Genomic DNA, 16965 nt, shown 5'->3' with positions numbered 1-16965 from the left:
AAGCATGAGCGGGAGTGATTCAATGTGAACCCCTACCAATAAACTGAACAAATAAAAAAGAACATTATACTACCCACAAAAGATGATCCCGATAAGCAGTCGGGGTCATCTTTTTTAATTTCTTCTGATAACGATGATTGTTGTAAAATTCATATGATCTTACACATATGAAAGAAAAAGATAAATTTCAGCAATACATGTCGCTATTTTAGATTAGAATCGTGATTATTATATATTTTTATAAATTGAACGTTTTTTAATTTAATGATTACACTATAGATCTCGGAGTTACTTTCATTTTAAAGTTAAGTACCCAAATCAGATGTCGTAAGTCAAAAATTGCTTCGTGCCTCCCATGATATGGAAAATAATCAATAGTCTTTTTTATAAAAATTATGTATCTAGATTCACTAAAACTATTTGCACGGAAGTTATTTTAGTGAAATCTTCTAAAGTTCATCCACAACTTCAACATCAATTTTTAGTAGTGATAAACGGTAACCCATGGTTTGAATGCTTCTAGCAATATTATCTAAAGAAACTTTTGAGAAAAAAGGGATTGCTTCGTAAATTGTTCTACTTGCTTTATCAACTATTGCAATCACGATTTCAAAATCTGAATTTTGATTATTAGGACCTATGATATCTGGACTTCCTATAGGTAATAAGTTCTGAATGTGCGATTTGAAAGAACTATCAGAAGCAAAAGTTTGAGCTGAAACATAAGCTTGATTAAATAGATGGCTTAAATTGGATGATCCTGTTCCAACCTTCACATGAATAAATCTCTTGGGTTCTAAACCAAAAAGGTCACATGGTTCAATTGAGCTATTATTTACATTCGTATAGAAATTTTTCTGGTCTATTAAAATATAACTTGCATTACTGACTCTTGAATTATAATCTTCTTCTCGCTCTTTAATCTTGTTATTTTTCTTTTCTTTGAGATATCTAAATTTCGGAAGACTAAATTGAGCGTGTGGTATGGCTTTAATATTTTTGATTATTCTACCGTAATAATCGCTATTAATCACATACCAATCCCCAGAATATAAGACATATTTTTCACTATTAAGTACTGTTTCAAATATAATTCCATGATAAACACTACTAACAATTTCTTTCCCCTCGTTTAAATATCTAACAAAAATCTTATTGTTATGTAACTTTTTAACAGGATCTGTCTTTCCTTTATTTATATATTCTTTTACATTATTAAAATAATAATCATACTTTATTGGATCAGAAATAATATCGTCTGTTTTCGCGCCAGTACCTGTTAAATAATACCCCTCAATCGAATCGATTTCTACTTCAATATTTGGCTGAATAATTACCTTATCTGATTCACTTTGAATGGCTTCAATCAACTTTTTATCTAATTTATCTTTGATTTCATTGTCTTTTTCAATTTGTATATTATCAATCCAACCAAAGCCGTTTTTTTGATAATCATTACTAGAATAAATTGTATAATATTCTTCAAGATATGATTTAATGTTATTAAAGTCAATTTTTCCTTTAATTAATAAAGAATCAGATCCATTTACAGATGTTCCTATATTATCCTTTAAGGGTGTACCAGCAATCGATTTGAAAATATTTGTGTTTAAATCAATATTCATCTGATTTATATTTAGTGGAGAAATCGGCTGAGCAGTATTGTTCACCATCGATGCATCGCTTACATCCAACATCGATAGCTTGGATAATTTATCATCATCTAAAACATTAACTGCCACTTTTAACCCGAAATTTCTGACAACGCTATTCATATTTAACATTCCACGCCCATACCCAAACGTTATACTAAAAAAACGATTGTTACATTTTATTATAACCACAGCCCTGTTAGAAATATTGGGATCTAGTACTATTTCTTTATCAGACATTTTATTTAAATCTTCTGTCCATCCCGGTTGCATTCCTGAAGTTGTTCTGCCAATAAATATTTTACCTTCTAAACCTAACTCGTTATTTAAATCTTCGGAGTACTCATAAACATTACCTTCATCCTCTTTCAAACAACTGTAGATACTTCTAACTTTTTCCTTATGTAGAAAAATAGAGATGCTCCGTGATTTTTCTTTACTTTTAGCCATATCTTCACTCCCAATATTTATGGTATAATGTTTCAATTCAACCCCTGCGCTCTTTCTATAATCAATCGTATATTATTTTTATATAAATTGGAAATTGTTAGCATACTTTATAAAAATATAAAATGGCTAGTGTACAATATCTGGAGTAGACTAATTAGAAATTCCTCCAATAGCTTGAAAAGTAAAATATTCAAAATTTAACTAGTTAAACTTCTTCCGGTTTGCCAAAAAAAAGAGCAGAAACTCACCTGCTCCAAAAAATATATACTAAAATTTACTTCCTCTTTATCTCTTTTACCCGCAAAATCTTCAAAGTTTCCTTTCTTTAGAGAGCAACAGTCTTCTAAACCGTAGGTAGCTTGAATATAAATAAATTATTTTGCATTAAAATCATGATTTCTTATCTCTACAATAATTATTACAAATAAGGAAATGAATAATAGTATCACAGAAAAGCGATAGACTTGGCCGTTATATGGAACGACAAAGGTAGCCAGATAAAATATTATGGCTACTACACCAGCAATATTAATGTACTTTCTAATTCCTATGTCTAATGCCACCTCTTCAAACAACACTTCCCATAATTGTCAAAAAGATTACGTTCTTTTTATCAGATACTTCCTTATGTAATAAATAATCAACATAGTGAGAATCACTGTAAATAGTGCGATAGCAGAAATTTTGTTTAGTTGCTGATTATAAGGGGCAAATATAGCAGTGGCTATAAAGAATACAAGCAGAATGCCTATCAAAATTCTTGAAATTGTATGATTAAAGATATCATCTTCTTCTCTATCGATAAAGAAACCATATATTAAAATAGTAACGGTAAACAGTCTATGCATGGCATCTTCTAATGCTCTATTATCTGGAAAAATAAATACAACACCAATATAGATTAGAAGCGCTACCCATATACTATTTTTAACAAATTTTCCAACAATCATTATATCCCTCTCACTGAACAGCTTATTCTTAAAACGATTTATCTCAACTCGCTTCACTTTTGAAAAACAAGGCGTAAGTTACTGTACAAAAAATGATGAACAACATTAAGTAGATTGCTACCTGATTGCTTTCACTCCAAAAAGTTTGACTAAAAAGTACTATAGATAAACCTAGCAAGATCCCTCTTATCCAACCTCGTCTCGTATTTAATAATTTACTAATTTGATCAATTGTGTAGTAGAAAGAACAAACCAATATAAATAGATACACTCTAACAATTAGAGACCATGGCAAAACAATTGATAGTACCACATACCCCAATATGCCTAATAAATTGAGCGACCATAGTAATTGTTTATTCATTTTTACCCCCCAAAACAAACATTTCTATTTTTTATTTAATCGTTAAAACTACTTCTTACCTCTAGTCTATCGTAAAAAGATATACCTTATCAAGTATAGCTTAATTTTTCACATCAAAAAAGACGCCCGATCGATCCTATCAATCAGACGCCTTAATCAAGGTTTTTATCATAGCTATTTCAAATGCAAAACCATGTTGTACCATGTTTCACCGGCATGGGTTGAATCCGAAATACCTTCATTCACATAGCCATTCCGCTCGTAAAAAGGAATTAATCCCTCTAAACAAGTCAAGCTAATGCCAACTCGGCCGCTCTTTTTCGCACGATCTGCCAGTTCATCCAACAACTTACTGGCAATGCCTTGACCGTGAAATGCGGGATCCACCACCAGACTCAACACACCCACATAGCCACCAACTGCCGGATTGGCTACCGTTTTCTCAAACAAGTCATCACGTAAATACCGGTCCTTAATCACCGGACCCACAACATAACCCAATATTGTCCCTTCCTGGTCTATCGCCAGTATAAAAGTATCTGGAATGACCGCTAGCCGCTCAGCCATAGCTTCTCGACTCGCTGCTTCCTCAGGAGTAAAACCGCTCTCTTCAATGACCATAATACGGTCTAAATCATTTAATGCTGCTTGCCTAGAATTTATCTGCATATTTTCCCTCCTATAGGCTCATTCTACGCTTTCACCATCAACCCCAACAATGATTCATACACCGGTTTTGATTGGCAGATTTCAGCTATAAAGTAAGCAATATAAGTCACGATGGCAATTGGTAGCAGGTATTGAATCGACCCGCCCGTCATTTCAAGTATCAAGAATATTCCCGTCAATGGCGCCCGCACAATAGCTGCGAAGTGTGCGGCCATAGCAATCACCGTAAAGACAGTAATCGTATAAACATCCACTAAACCTAAAGCATGTAAGCCACTTGCATAGAAATTCCCTACTAAAGCCCCAAGTGATAACAATGGGAAAAAGATGCCCCCAGGTATACCTGATCCGAATGCCACACCGAGCAGAACTAGTTTTGCCAGGAACAGATAGAGCAAAGTCAACAAGCCCGGATTATCTAAAAATGGTAGCAAAATCAATTCTTCACCCGACCCGATTAACCGCACATCTATCAAAAGTACAAGTGCCGTTAGCACAAAGGGAAAAACCATTTTCCAAAAGGTAGGGGCAGTCCATTGGCTATATAAAGCTTTGGACCACATGATTACTTTGTTGAAAAGAACGCCCGATAAACCAAGCAATACCCCTAAAATAATTAAATACGGATAAGTAGCTATTTTAACGTGTAAAGCTTGAGGTATAGTGATAGCAGCATCATCTCCAATAAGAGCTATCGATACTAAAGATGCTGTAATAATTGTTAAAGTGGCAGACAAGAAACCACGACGGGTGACCTTCTTCAATAATTCCTCTAAGCAGAAAACAATACCTGAAACAGGGGCATTAAAAGCTGTCGCTAAACCGGCGCCTGCAGCCCCAACAATCAAGTATTTACCCGATTTTGCTGGGGTTTTAGTGACTTCAGCCACCCCTTGACCGATTGCCGCCCCAATCTGAACGGATGGTCCTTCACGTCCAAGCGTCAACCCTGATCCGATAGCCAATAAACCACCTAATAATTTATAAAATAAGACCGATGTCCATGGAAAATTGAGTTTACCGCTTAATTTCCCGGCAATTTGTGGAATACCAGACCCACCAATCATAGGTTCCTGCTTAGCTGTCCAAGCCACAATGCAGCCAATAACCGCAAACATCAAAACAAAGCCGATACTGTGCCAAATGGATGTCTGCCCCCAAACCAAAATACTTTCAACCACATGCATGATTGCTGGAATAGCCAGTCGAAATTCCGACACCACAATTCCTACGATAATACCTGTTACAACTGACAATAGACCTAAACGATGGTTCAACCGTCCTTCGTCCATACGCTGCATCATCCTTTCTCCTAATCTATTATACGCCTCAAAACGCCCTGATTCATGCCAAACTTTCTTGCCTTTAAATCTTCATTTAAATATCTGCACAAAAAAATCCCCACCAAGACAACTCAGTAGGGATTTTCTGTATAGCTACTGTGGTAGCATTATTTTTGTTTACGGCGACGTTCTGGAATACGTGCAGCTTTACCATGTAAGTCACGTAAGTAGAACAATTTAGCACGACGAACTTTACCTTCACGTAATACTTCAATTTTAGCTACGCGTGGCGTGTGTACTGGGAAAGTACGTTCAACACCAACACCGTTAGAAATTTTACGAACTGTGTAAGTTTCGCTGATACCAGCACCACGACGTTGGATAACAACACCGTCAAATAACTGGATACGTTCACGTTCACCCTCAACAACTTTCGCGTGTACACGAACAGTGTCACCAGGACGGAAGTCAGGTACATCGTTACGTAGTTGTTCTGAAGTGATTTGATCAATTAAATTACTCATGTAGATTCTCTCCTTCCAACAACACTCATATGGCAATTTTGCCACAGCGGAATATCATAAAGTATGTGTTGAAACAACACCTTTAATAGTGTATCAAATTTATTACTTATTGTAAATAGAAAGTTGAAAGTTTCTTGTTATAAATAGTGGCAGTTCTATTTGAAATAAGCGGTTGCGATCACTCATGTGCTTTATGCTAAACTAGCATCCTCAGACTAAGTAAGCTCAATAGGCATCACTTCAATAAAACACCCCCATCACACTATACAAATATTTGTTAGTTGCTCTGGTTCACGTTACAATAATAAATGAGAAGGAAACGGTTACAAATATCTACAAAGGAGATGTAGCGATGACAAACGACAAACAAGAAATAAACAACATTTACAAAGATTTATATTTAGAAGTATCCCACTTACGTAAAAATGTCTATAAGGATGGCCAACAAATTTATGCATCCTGGGATCCTTCCACCCTCCGTGATGATTTTAAAGAAGCAGCCTTAAATTTTGCCTATTATGTTGCGCTTCGTCGCCGTGATATTCGCAACCTACAATTAAAATTGGGAAATCTTGGTCTTTCTTCACTCGGTCGGCTCGAAGGACATGTGTTATCTACCCTTGATTTAGTCGCTTATCACTTAGCAAAAAGCGCGAACATGCCTGCAGTTGATTTTCCTGAACATATGACGAAAACCAGTCAAGGACATGGGTCTACACTTGACCAACTCACCAATGATTTCTTTGGCCCAGGTGCTGAGGATCGTTATTCCCGTATAATGGTGACTATGCCCAATGAGGCCGCTACTGACCAAGACCTCGTTGATCGCATGGTAGAGGCTGGTTTAGACGTAGCCCGTATTAACTGCGCCCATGATGATGTAGCTACTTGGCGAAAAATGGTTGAAAATATTCATCAAGCTGGCAAAAAATACGACCGCGACATTAAAATTTTTACCGACATTGCTGGTCCTAAAGTACGTATTCAAGCCATCTATACCACCCTACAAAATCCCAAGCTTTATGAGGGGGATAGTTTTTTCCTCACAAGTGATACGGTATTAAAAGATTTTTATGATAGTGAAATTGTCTTATCCTGTCCAATTCCAGAAATTATTCAAGATTTAAAGGTTGATGAGGCAGTGTCACTTGATGATGGTAAAATTATAGGTAAAGTTCAAAAGACTTATCCTGAAGGAGTCAAAATTCGCATCACCCAAATGGCATCAAACGGTAAGAAAGTGAAAGCCACGAAAGGCATCAACTTCCCTGATCGTGAGTTAAACATCCCTGTATTAACCGATAAAGATATCGATGATTTGGCTTTTTCTAAAGAAGCTGCTGATGTGATTGGCTTCTCTTTCGTTCATAACTTAGAAGACGTCCGTCACATCAACCAAGTCATGGCTGACAAAGTAACCAATGACCAAGACAAATTAGCGACGATCAAATTAGAAACTGTCTCTGGTTTTGAGAACCTCATCAATATCATTATCGAAGCAAACCGCTACCGACCAACAGGCATTATGATCGCTAGAGGAGACTTAGCTGTAGAAGTTGGCTATCTCCGGCTATCAGTTGTTCAAGAAGAAATTCTTTGGTTCTGCGAGGCTGCGCAAATTCCTGTGATTTGGGCCACCCAGGTCCTTGAGTCCTTGGTAAAATCAGGCGTACCTTCACGTGCTGAAATTTCGGATGTATCTATGGGTTCACGAGCTGAATGTGTCATGTTAAATAAAGGTGAACATATCCTCGAAGGGATTGACCTCTTACGGTCAATTTTAGAAGACATCGATGAACACCAATTCAAAAAGACAGCCTTAATGAAGCAATTGAACGTCGCCAATACCATTTTCGAATAAAAATAAACACCTACCTCTAATATCCTAAAGGTAGGTGTTTTTATAATGGCTAACTACAATATTTTGATTGTTATTGTCGCTTACCATCTTTAGTATAGGTAATGACTTTTGTCCCCTTGTTGTCAGCAATTTCCTTAGCCCGCTTTATGGCATCCTCTTTTACATCAAAAGTATCCGCAGCACGCTTTGCCTTCACGGTAATTACTTGCCATTGCGCATTCTCGTGATCAAACTTCACTTGAACGTCCTCATCCATCAAATCAGGATTGGCTGATTCAGTATCATGCTTATCACTCTTTTTGGGATTGGTTGCCTGTTTAACTTCCGAAATTTCTTTATCAGAAGCATTTTGGTACCATTCTTTACCTTGCTGGATTGCAATGGGTATTAAATCTGCCTCTTTATAACCTGCAGCTTCCATCGCATTCATAATCTCAATGATTTTTTTCCGTTCAACCTTATTGAAGTTTTTTAAGTTGTCTGGATAATCTTGCATATTCCATGGCATAAAATCACTCCCCATCCTTAACTCATATTGTATCAAGAATAGTGGATGAAGCAAAAGAATATCCCTGCTTAAGCTAATTTGAAACTGTAGTCCACACAATGGGCCACTCTTATCAGTCCTACTCAGTTTCTGCTTTAATTTCTTCTAGCCATTTAGCTTGTTGATCTGTTAATGGGTAATTTTCTAACATATCTGGCCGACGTTCATAGGTCCGGCGTAAGGATTCTTTCCCCTTCCAATCAGCAATCTTAGCATGGTTACCAGACATCAACACATCTGGCACGGTCATGCCTTTATATTCAGCCGGGCGGGTATATTGGGGATACTCTAACAAACCAGTCGAGAAGGAGTCACCCGTAATCGATTGCTCGTTCCCCACAGCATCTTCAAGCAAGCGGACAGTAGCGTCAATCACAATCATCGCGCCAAGTTCGCCTCCAGTCAGGACATAGTCCCCAACTGAAATTTCATCCGTCACATATGACCGAATCCGCTCGTCATAGCCTTCATAATGACCACAAATAAAGATCAGATGATCGTCTTCTGCGAAAGATTCCGCATGTTTCTGCGTAAAAGTTTCACCAGCTGGATCCATCAAAATCACGCGTTTTTTAGTATTAGGATGTTTACCCTCAATTTCTTCTAAGGCATCATTGATGGGGTCAACCCGTAGCAACATCCCAGCACCACCGCCATATGGGTAATCATCCACATGTCCGTGTTTATTTACTGCAAACTTACGAAAGTCCGTCACATCAATATTGGCAACCCCTTTTTCCTGGGCCTTCCCGATAATCGACGTGTTCATTGGACCTTCAAACATCTCGGGAAAAAGGCTTAATACATCAATCTGCATTAGGCGTCACCCTTTTCCGCGTCCACATCATCAATCAGACCTTCCATTGGGTCAATCACCACTCGGTTAGCATCCAAATCAATCTCTAATACAATATCTTCAATATAAGGAATCAAAATATCTTTCCCCTTATTTGGACGCTGAATAGCCCAAACATCGTTCGACGGTAGTGACGTAATCTCACGGACCTTGCCTAGATAAGTCTCATCAGTCGTATAGACTTCTAGACCAATAATATCATCATAATAAAACTCATTCTCATCCAATTCGTCCGCCTCGCGCTCAGTGCCCGCAACCTTCAAATCAAAGCCTTTGAATTTTTCTACATCATTAATATTGTCCTTGCCCTTAAAATGCAACAAATTGAAATTCTTATGCAGACGGTGACCATCCACTTCAACAGTCTCCACCAATTTATTACCATTAAAAATCGCCAAAGTCGCACCAATTCTAAAGCGTTCTTCCGGGAAATCTGTTGTCGCCATCACACGCACTTCCCCGCGTAAAGCTTGCGTATTCACGATTTTCCCGACCAAATAATACTGCTCTTCAGCCATGCCTTCAATCTTTACCATATCTATTGCCTTCCCTTCTTATGTGCCTATCTTCCAACATTCAAACCACTTATTAGAAAAGGACACACCTCACATTTCTAGCGACCACTGTAACTAAAAAATTATCACGGTCGAACGTCAGTCTTATTTTACATGAATGCACCTTAAAAACCAAGATAACACAGTAAATACATGAAATACTACTAACAAACGGTATCAGTAAAAATCACCTAAAAAATACAAAAAAGACGCAGACATTTTTGTCTACGCCCTCTTAAAGCGGATTGCTTTGTTACAAACTTCGTATAAACCCAATTATAAGATGAGCGCTATTATCGCACCCTGTTTAGTCGGGTTCGAGTCTCCAGAAAGAACTGCGTTTCAGATTAGATTGTAACTGACTTCGTCAGCTACTGCTCTAATCTTCCAAGGTTTTCTTTCTGAACGTCGACTCTTACACCCTGTTTAATTTTCTCTATCAATTACCAAGCGAATTCTCTTTGGTCCTTCAACTCGAACTGAATAGATAATTGTACGGATTGCGTTTGCAACGCGGCCACCCTTGCCAATCACCCGGCCTACATCATCAGGATGTAGCAACAAATGGTATTCTAAAAATTCATCTCCATCAACAATGTGCAATTGGATTTCATCAGGATGATTCACCAATGGTTTCACAATTGTTAACAATAAATCTTCAATATTTGGCATATCATTCATAGTGTTTACGCTTATTTATTAGCTGCTTTAGCTTCTAATTTGTTTTCGTGGTGTTTTTTCATCACGCCTTGACGAGATAAAATGTCACGAACTGTATCAGTTGGTTGCGCACCATCTTTTAACCATTTTAAAGCTAATTCTTCATCTAACTCAATAGTTTCTGGTTGAGTAGTTGGGTTGTAAGTACCAATTTTTTCAATGATACGACCATCACGTGGTGAACGTGCGTCTGCTGCAACGATACGGTAGAATGGGTTACGTTTAGATCCCATACGTTTTAAACGAATTTTTACTGCCATGAGTAAGTTCCTCCTAAAAATTAAGTGTTTTTATATATTTAAAGCCTTAAAAGCTCATCACAAGTAAATATGATAACAAGTTTTTGTCAGCTTGTAAAGTATTTTCTCTTTACAGGGCGAATATATTTTCCCCTATCTCTGAAAAAAGGCTTATTTCCCTTTTTTCTTAGCTTTTTTCAGCTTGCGGGCCATTTGTTTAGCTTGCAATTCAGCGACGCGGTTCTTGTTGCGGTTACCGCCGCCTCCGAAGCCACCACCGCCAAAACCTCCGCCCATGCCGCCCAGCATGTTTTGAAGAGCGCCCATGTTACCATTAGACATTGCGGACATCAATTTACGTGACTCGTTAAATTGTTTAATTAAACGGTTGACTTCTTGTAGTGTAGTCGCTGAACCTTTAGCGATACGACGTCGGCGTGATTGGTTGATCGAATCTGGATTTTCACGCTCATACGGAGTCATGGATTGAATCATGGCTTTAGTTTGCGCCATTTGTTTTGGATCAACATTTAAGTCGTCCAAATTCCCCATTTTATTCATACCTGGAATCATCTTCAAGATATCTTTCATAGAACCCATCTTATTCATCTGGTCCATGTTTTTAATGAAATCATTGAAGTCGTAGGTATTTTCACGCATCTTAGCGGCCATTGCTTCTGCTTCATTTTCATCAAACTCAGCTTGGGCTTTCTCGATAAGGGTTAACATATCCCCCATACCCAAAATTCGGTTCGCCATACGGTCTGGGTAGAAGCGCTCAATTTCGTTTAATTTCTCACCAGTACCCGTAAATTTAATCGGTTTACCAGTTACAGAAACGATAGATAGTGCAGCACCACCACGGGTATCACCGTCTAGTTTCGTTAAGACAACCCCTGTGATATCTAACTCTTCGTCAAAGGCCTTAGCCACGTTGGCAGCCTCTTGACCAGTCATTGAGTCAACCGTTAATAAGATTTCATCCGGATTAACGGCTGCTTTAATATCTTTTAACTCCGTCATTAACCGTTCGTCAATTTGTAGACGACCGGCCGTATCGATGAAGACTAGGTCATGACCATTCATTTTAGCATGTTCAATCGCTTGAGTCGCAATCTCAACTGGACTTACTTGGTCACCTAGAGTAAAGACTGGTAAATCCAATTGTTGACCAATTGTTTGTAACTGGTTGATAGCAGCTGGACGGTAAATATCGCCGGCTACCAGCAAGGGTTTCTTGTGGTCATTTTTCTTCAAGAAGGCCGCTAACTTACCAACGGTAGTCGTTTTCCCGGCACCTTGAAGACCAGCCATCATAATCACGGTTGGTGGTGCAGTCGCAAATTGAATATCTTCGTGTTCTCCACCCATTAAGTCAGTTAATTCGTCGTTAACAATCTTCACGACTTGTTGCGCTGGCGATAGTGATTGCAATACCTCACTGTTTAGCGCACGTTCATTGACACGTTTCACAAAGTCTTTCACGACTTTAAAGTTCACGTCAGCTTCTAGTAAAGCCAAACGCACTTCACGCATCATTTCTTTTAAATCGCCCTCGGTAATTTTACCCTTCTTACCCATCGTTTGGACAGCGCCTTGTAGCCTATCCGATAAACTTTCGAAAGCCATTCTTGGTAACACTCCTTATTTATTCATTCATCTTAAGCATTCAGTTCGGACATTTATTAAATCAGAAATTGTTAAAATTCTTCACTTGCTTCATCACGGTTATCGATCGCAATTAATTGCTTCATATAGTCAGCTAGTTGCGTATCATCTGGGTAGTTTTTTGCTACATAGGCAGCCATCTTTTCCCCTACCGCTTCACGGGCGTAATAATCACGCGCCAAATGCAAATGATTCTCATACTTCAACAAACTCTTCTCAGTCCGCCGAATGTTATCATAAACCGCCTGTCTCGACACATCAAAATGTTCAGCAATTTCCCCTAACGAAAAATCCTCAGCATAGTACAATTCAATATAAACACGTTGTTTTTCAGTCAACAAATCCCCATAAAAAATCAACAGGGTATTCATCTCATTCGTTTTTTGAATCTCCATCTAAGCCACATCCATCTGTCAAAAATTTGTCAAGCAGTTTTCCTTTACAAGTGTTTAGTATACACTATCAAACCTATTGAATCAACGATATGCCCCAAGTCCTTTGGTCGTTTTTACAGGTGATTGACTTCAGTTATTTGATAGACTTTATGCACAATATTAAAAAATCGGAGGCTAAATTTAGCCCCCGATCACGCACTTGCCTAAATAGTTAAGCTTCCGGATCTTTCAACCCAGCTAATTTCTTCACTAAGTATACAATAATAGTCACCACTAGAACGATAGCTAGGATAATACCCCAAGTAGCTAATGTCAATGGCTCTGTACCAAATACATTGTTTAAGAATGGTACGTAGACAACCAACAATTGTAGGACTACTGAGAAAGCCATTGCGGCTAATAGTAGTTTGTTTTGGAAGAAGGTCTTATCTAGACCAAATCCTGATAAACGACGAACGTTTAAGATATGGAACAACTGCGCAATTGCCATGTAAGTAAATGTCGCAGTTTGTGCATAAGTTAAGCTCATACCAAAGATATTATGGAATAGGTAGAATACCCCGAAGGCACCTAGTCCAATAATCACACCTGAGATGATAATCCGACTTAAGAATGTCTTATTCACTAAACCAGATTCTGGATTTCTTGGCGGATGTTCCATGACATTGTCCTCTGCTTTTTCATAGGCTAAAGCAATCGCTGGGCCAATGTCTACTAATAGGTTTAAGAATAAGATGTGTAGTGGTTGAATTGGCATTGGTAACATAAAGACAATCGTTGTTAAGATCGCCATAATCTCTACCATGTTACATGCGAATAAGAAGGAAATGTATTTTTTGATATTTTCAAAAATAATACGTCCTTCACGAACCGCGTCCACAATCGTACCGTAAGCGTCATCCGTTAAAATCATGTCTGATGCTTCTTTGGCAACTTCAGTACCACGGATACCCATGGCAACACCGATATCTGCACCATTTAAGGCCGGTGCATCGTTAACCCCGTCACCTGTCATCGCCACAACGTCCCCTTCATCTCGGAAGGCACGGACAATTTGTAACTTGTTTTCTGGTGATACGCGGGCAAATACTGCTACATCGCGGATTTTATCGATAAAGTCTTTATCCTCATGGATTGCATCCAATTCTTTACCGGTCATGGTATTTTCATGGTTTTCAATCCCAATATCGCGAGCAATAACAGATGCCGTTCTTGGGTGGTCTCCAGTAATCATTTTCACCTGGATACCGGCCGCTTGTGTTTGGGCAATAGCATCTTTCACGTCTTGACGTGGCGGGTCAATGATCCCGAATAATCCGTCCATCGTTAACTTGTCTGTATTGTTATCCAACCAAGCTTCCATGTCGTCAGCGACTTTATCCGCCTCCCCTTGGTCTTTAATGGTATATGAAGCCAAGGCAATTACACGGTTACCGTCTGCTGTCAGGATTTCATTCTTCTCTTGCCAGAAATCTTCTTCACCGTCTTCAGTCGCCACTAAATCTAGGACCACATCCATGGCACCTTTTACGATTAGGCGGTGGATGTCATTTGGAAAATGATAAAGTGCTGCCATATATTTCTTCTCAGAATCAAAGGGAATTTCTTGGACAAGTTTGTAGTCGTTGTCTTTTTCCCACTGTGGTGATAGACCGACTTTATGACCTAATACCGTTAAGGCACCATCTGTTGGGTCACCTTTAATGGTATATGGGTCTTGATTATCTTCATCTCCAGCATCGTTTTCTAATTCAGCTGCTTCTTCATCATCTAGTTGATCACGTTCGATTAAACGGGCATCAGATGATAAGTACCCATCCGTAATCAATTTCAATAAGACAGCCTTGTTGTCGCTTAAATCATCAACATCTTCAATCGAATCAATATCAAAAGTGGCCTTTTCATCATCTTTTGTAATATCGCCTTCAGGTGTATAACCTGAACCTGAAACTTCATATTGAATATCATTTTTAATGATGATACTTTCAACCATCATTTGGTTTTCTGTTAACGTACCCGTCTTATCTGACGCTATGATCGACGTAGCACCTAGGGTTTCAACTGCAGAAAGTGACTTTACTAAAGCTTGGTGCTTTGCCATCGTCTGCATCCCATTGGATAAGGTAATCGTTTGAACAGCTGGCATAGCTTCAGGGATTGCTGCTACTGCAAGGATTACTGCAATATGTAAGATTTCACTTGCTGGGTTGCCGTTGAATAAACCAATAGCAACTACTAAAGCTGCTGCTATAAAAGCTACGACAATCAAGGCTTTACCTAATTGGTCAACCTCTTTGTCTAACGGGGTTTGCATGTCCTTTTCACCCGTCATCATTTCAGAAATACGGCCTACTTCAGTTTCCATTCCAGTACCAGTCACGACCACTTGCGCCTTACCACGGGTCACAGCCGTACCTGAGAATACCATGTTCAACCGGTCACCAATCGACTCTTCTTCATCGTAAGTCGCATCCGGGTCCTTGTCCACAGCTTCAGATTCACCGGTCAATGACGCTTCCATGACTGCAAAATTGTTGCTCGTTAATAAACGACCATCTGCAGCAATCGCGTCTCCTTCACCAAGAACCATCACATCACCTGGGACTAATTGAGATGAATCAATCTCCACTTCTTCCCCGTTTCGGATCACATGTACACTAGTATTGACCATATCCTGCAAGGCTTCCACAGACTTTTGCGCTTTAGTTTCTACAAAATATCCAGTCAGCACCGAAATTAAAACGGCCAGCATCACGGCTATAGCTTCAATCCAATCGCCCATTGCAATTGAAATTATGGCTGCGACGGCTAGTAAATAAACGATAATATTATTTAAATTATCTAATAGGATCTCCCACTTAGACTTACTATCCGATTCTTGTAACTTATTTTCCCCATAAGTTTCTAAACGCTTAGAAACTTCCTGGTCATTCAATCCTTCAGTATTCGATGTTTCTAATTCATCAATGACCTCTTGTAACTTTTTTTGATAAATGTTTTTGCTCATCGCCTCTTCCTTTCTTTAATAGAACGTTCAGCTCTATTTACATAATATGTTAACATAATATTTTATTCATTAAAAATGATACAACTTGCGAAGATGCGATTTTTAGCCATTGCTCATCTCAAACATAAATTCTTTCTATCAAAAAAGGCTGGAAGATAACTTCCAACCTTTTATATTACACCTGACTGAAATAGCCGAACTGGTCACTAGCTCACCCTATTTTACATCTTTTAAAGCGCGTTTCGCTAATAGCAGCGAACCAGTAATCCCCGCATTATCACCTAGCTTAGGTAACTGGATATAATCTGGCAATGCTGGCAATTCAACATAATTAGCAAGCGCTTTTTCTACTTGTAGACGAACTTTATCTAGCAGTTGGTCTTGATGCATCACGCCACCACCTAGTACGACGCGTTCTGGTGCTAAAGTTAAAGTATAATTGGCAATGGCTTGCCCTAAATAGTCCGCAACATAATCCCATACTTCATGATCAGAGGGTAAGTCTGCTCCTTTAATACCTGTTCTCTTTTCAATGGCAGGCCCTGACACAAGTCCTTCAATACAATTGCCATGGAATGGACAAGCCCCTTCAAAGTGGTCATGAGGGTCTTGAGCAACTTTAATATGGCCCATTTCCGGATGACTATGTGCATGGTAAATTTCCCCGTTGATAGAGAAACCACCACCAACACCAGTCCCAATCGTCAAATAAAGACAAGAGTTAGCACCCTCAGCTGCACCCATCGTGTTTTCAGCAAGTGACGCGCCATTTACATCCGTTGTCCAAGCAATCGGCTTGTCGCCAAACCAAGTTTTCATTTGCCCTACAAAATCATAATTTTGCCAAGGTAATTTAGGCGTTGAGGTGATATAACCATAAGTTGGCGAGTCATGATTGATGTCGATTGGCCCAAAAGATGAAATACCGAAACTTTCCACTTCATATTGGTCAAAGAATGCTTTCAACTCACCCATAGTTTCTTCAGGGACTGTTGTATCAATACGCACTTGGTCGATAATATTCAAGTCGGCGTCAGAAACCGCACAGATAAATTTTGTCCCACCAGCTTCGATACCACCATATAATAAATCTCTTGTCATGATTAATTGCCTCCATTGTTGTATTCTTTTCTCATATTATACAATACTTACTATTATTATAAAAAGAGAGGCTGACACTTTTGTGGCTACCTCTCTACAAATTTATTTTAGCTATATGATCTACT

Annotated in this window: 16 protein-coding genes; 1 reads left to right on the top strand and 15 read right to left on the bottom strand. The window is 38.7% G+C overall.

What is annotated here, in order from left to right; genetic code table 11:
* Window positions 1-64 precede the first annotated feature (64 nt).
* The 6 genes from ACFW0C_RS00430 to rplS all read right to left on the bottom strand — a co-directional run bounded on the left by ACFW0C_RS00430 (window position 65) and on the right by rplS (window position 5892).
* Window positions 65-169 carry an IS3 family transposase gene (locus ACFW0C_RS00430; protein WP_378104724.1) on the bottom strand — a complete coding sequence of 35 codons (105 nt, stop codon included), beginning with the start codon at window positions 167-169 and terminating at the stop codon, window positions 65-67.
* Between the two features lie 280 nt (window positions 170-449).
* Complete coding sequence (locus ACFW0C_RS00425; RefSeq protein WP_378104393.1) at window positions 450-2102, bottom strand: DUF6119 family protein; 1653 nt, start codon at window positions 2100-2102, stop codon at window positions 450-452.
* A gap of 599 nt (window positions 2103-2701) precedes the next feature.
* The gene (locus tag ACFW0C_RS00420) at window positions 2702-3052 is read right to left on the bottom strand and encodes a hypothetical protein (protein WP_378104392.1); all 351 of its coding nucleotides are present in this window, start codon (window positions 3050-3052) and stop codon (window positions 2702-2704) included.
* A 538-nt stretch (window positions 3053-3590) separates the two neighbouring features.
* Entirely contained in the window at window positions 3591-4085 is a 495-nt protein-coding gene (locus ACFW0C_RS00415) for a GNAT family N-acetyltransferase (RefSeq protein WP_378104391.1), read from the bottom strand.
* Window positions 4086-4108: 23 nt separating this feature from the next.
* Complete coding sequence (locus tag ACFW0C_RS00410) at window positions 4109-5389, bottom strand: ClC family H(+)/Cl(-) exchange transporter (RefSeq protein WP_378104389.1); 1281 nt, start codon at window positions 5387-5389, stop codon at window positions 4109-4111.
* Window positions 5390-5535: 146 nt separating this feature from the next.
* Window positions 5536-5892 (bottom strand): 50S ribosomal protein L19, encoded by a 357-nt coding sequence (rplS, locus tag ACFW0C_RS00405; protein ID WP_004262406.1) that lies wholly within the window; start codon window positions 5890-5892, stop codon window positions 5536-5538.
* A 352-nt stretch (window positions 5893-6244) separates the two neighbouring features.
* On the opposite strand from rplS, the gene ACFW0C_RS00400 reads away from it, so the two are divergent.
* Window positions 6245-7753: a pyruvate kinase gene (locus ACFW0C_RS00400; RefSeq protein ID WP_378104387.1), complete on the top strand. Its 1509-nt coding sequence runs from the start codon at window positions 6245-6247 to the stop codon at window positions 7751-7753.
* A 70-nt stretch (window positions 7754-7823) separates the two neighbouring features.
* Here the strand turns inward: ACFW0C_RS00400 and ACFW0C_RS00395 are convergent, their stop codons facing one another.
* The 9 genes from ACFW0C_RS00395 to ACFW0C_RS00355 form a co-directional block, all read right to left on the bottom strand.
* Window positions 7824-8261: a DUF2188 domain-containing protein gene (locus ACFW0C_RS00395; protein WP_378104385.1), complete on the bottom strand. Its 438-nt coding sequence runs from the start codon at window positions 8259-8261 to the stop codon at window positions 7824-7826.
* A gap of 118 nt (window positions 8262-8379) precedes the next feature.
* Window positions 8380-9117: a tRNA (guanosine(37)-N1)-methyltransferase TrmD gene (gene trmD, locus ACFW0C_RS00390; RefSeq protein WP_378104383.1), complete on the bottom strand. Its 738-nt coding sequence runs from the start codon at window positions 9115-9117 to the stop codon at window positions 8380-8382.
* Window positions 9117-9692: a ribosome maturation factor RimM gene (gene rimM, locus ACFW0C_RS00385; protein ID WP_378104380.1), complete on the bottom strand. Its 576-nt coding sequence runs from the start codon at window positions 9690-9692 to the stop codon at window positions 9117-9119. The genes trmD and rimM overlap by 1 nt, the downstream gene beginning before the upstream one ends.
* A 444-nt stretch (window positions 9693-10136) precedes the next feature.
* Entirely contained in the window at window positions 10137-10382 is a 246-nt protein-coding gene (locus tag ACFW0C_RS00380) for a KH domain-containing protein (RefSeq protein ID WP_193756674.1), read from the bottom strand.
* 20 nt (window positions 10383-10402) lie between these two features.
* Window positions 10403-10690 carry a 30S ribosomal protein S16 gene (rpsP, locus tag ACFW0C_RS00375; protein WP_004262395.1) on the bottom strand — a complete coding sequence of 96 codons (288 nt, stop codon included), beginning with the start codon at window positions 10688-10690 and terminating at the stop codon, window positions 10403-10405.
* 150 nt (window positions 10691-10840) lie between these two features.
* A complete protein-coding gene (ffh, locus tag ACFW0C_RS00370) occupies window positions 10841-12298 on the bottom strand; it encodes a signal recognition particle protein (RefSeq protein ID WP_338191512.1) in 1458 nt (485 codons plus the stop codon).
* Window positions 12299-12369: 71 nt separating this feature from the next.
* Window positions 12370-12732 carry a putative DNA-binding protein gene (locus ACFW0C_RS00365; RefSeq protein WP_378104378.1) on the bottom strand — a complete coding sequence of 121 codons (363 nt, stop codon included), beginning with the start codon at window positions 12730-12732 and terminating at the stop codon, window positions 12370-12372.
* Window positions 12733-12943: 211 nt separating this feature from the next.
* Entirely contained in the window at window positions 12944-15739 is a 2796-nt protein-coding gene (locus ACFW0C_RS00360) for a cation-translocating P-type ATPase (protein ID WP_378104376.1), read from the bottom strand.
* A gap of 216 nt (window positions 15740-15955) precedes the next feature.
* Entirely contained in the window at window positions 15956-16840 is an 885-nt protein-coding gene (locus ACFW0C_RS00355; RefSeq protein ID WP_378104374.1) for an ROK family protein, read from the bottom strand.
* Window positions 16841-16965: the final 125 nt, after the last annotated feature.

Origin of the sequence: Aerococcus sp. NPDC058936, from assembly GCF_042741995.1 — a bacterium.
Lineage (GTDB): Bacteria > Bacillota > Bacilli > Lactobacillales > Aerococcaceae > Aerococcus.
The sequence above is the reverse complement of the archived record's forward strand: the minus strand, read 5'-3'. Positions and strand labels throughout refer to the sequence as shown.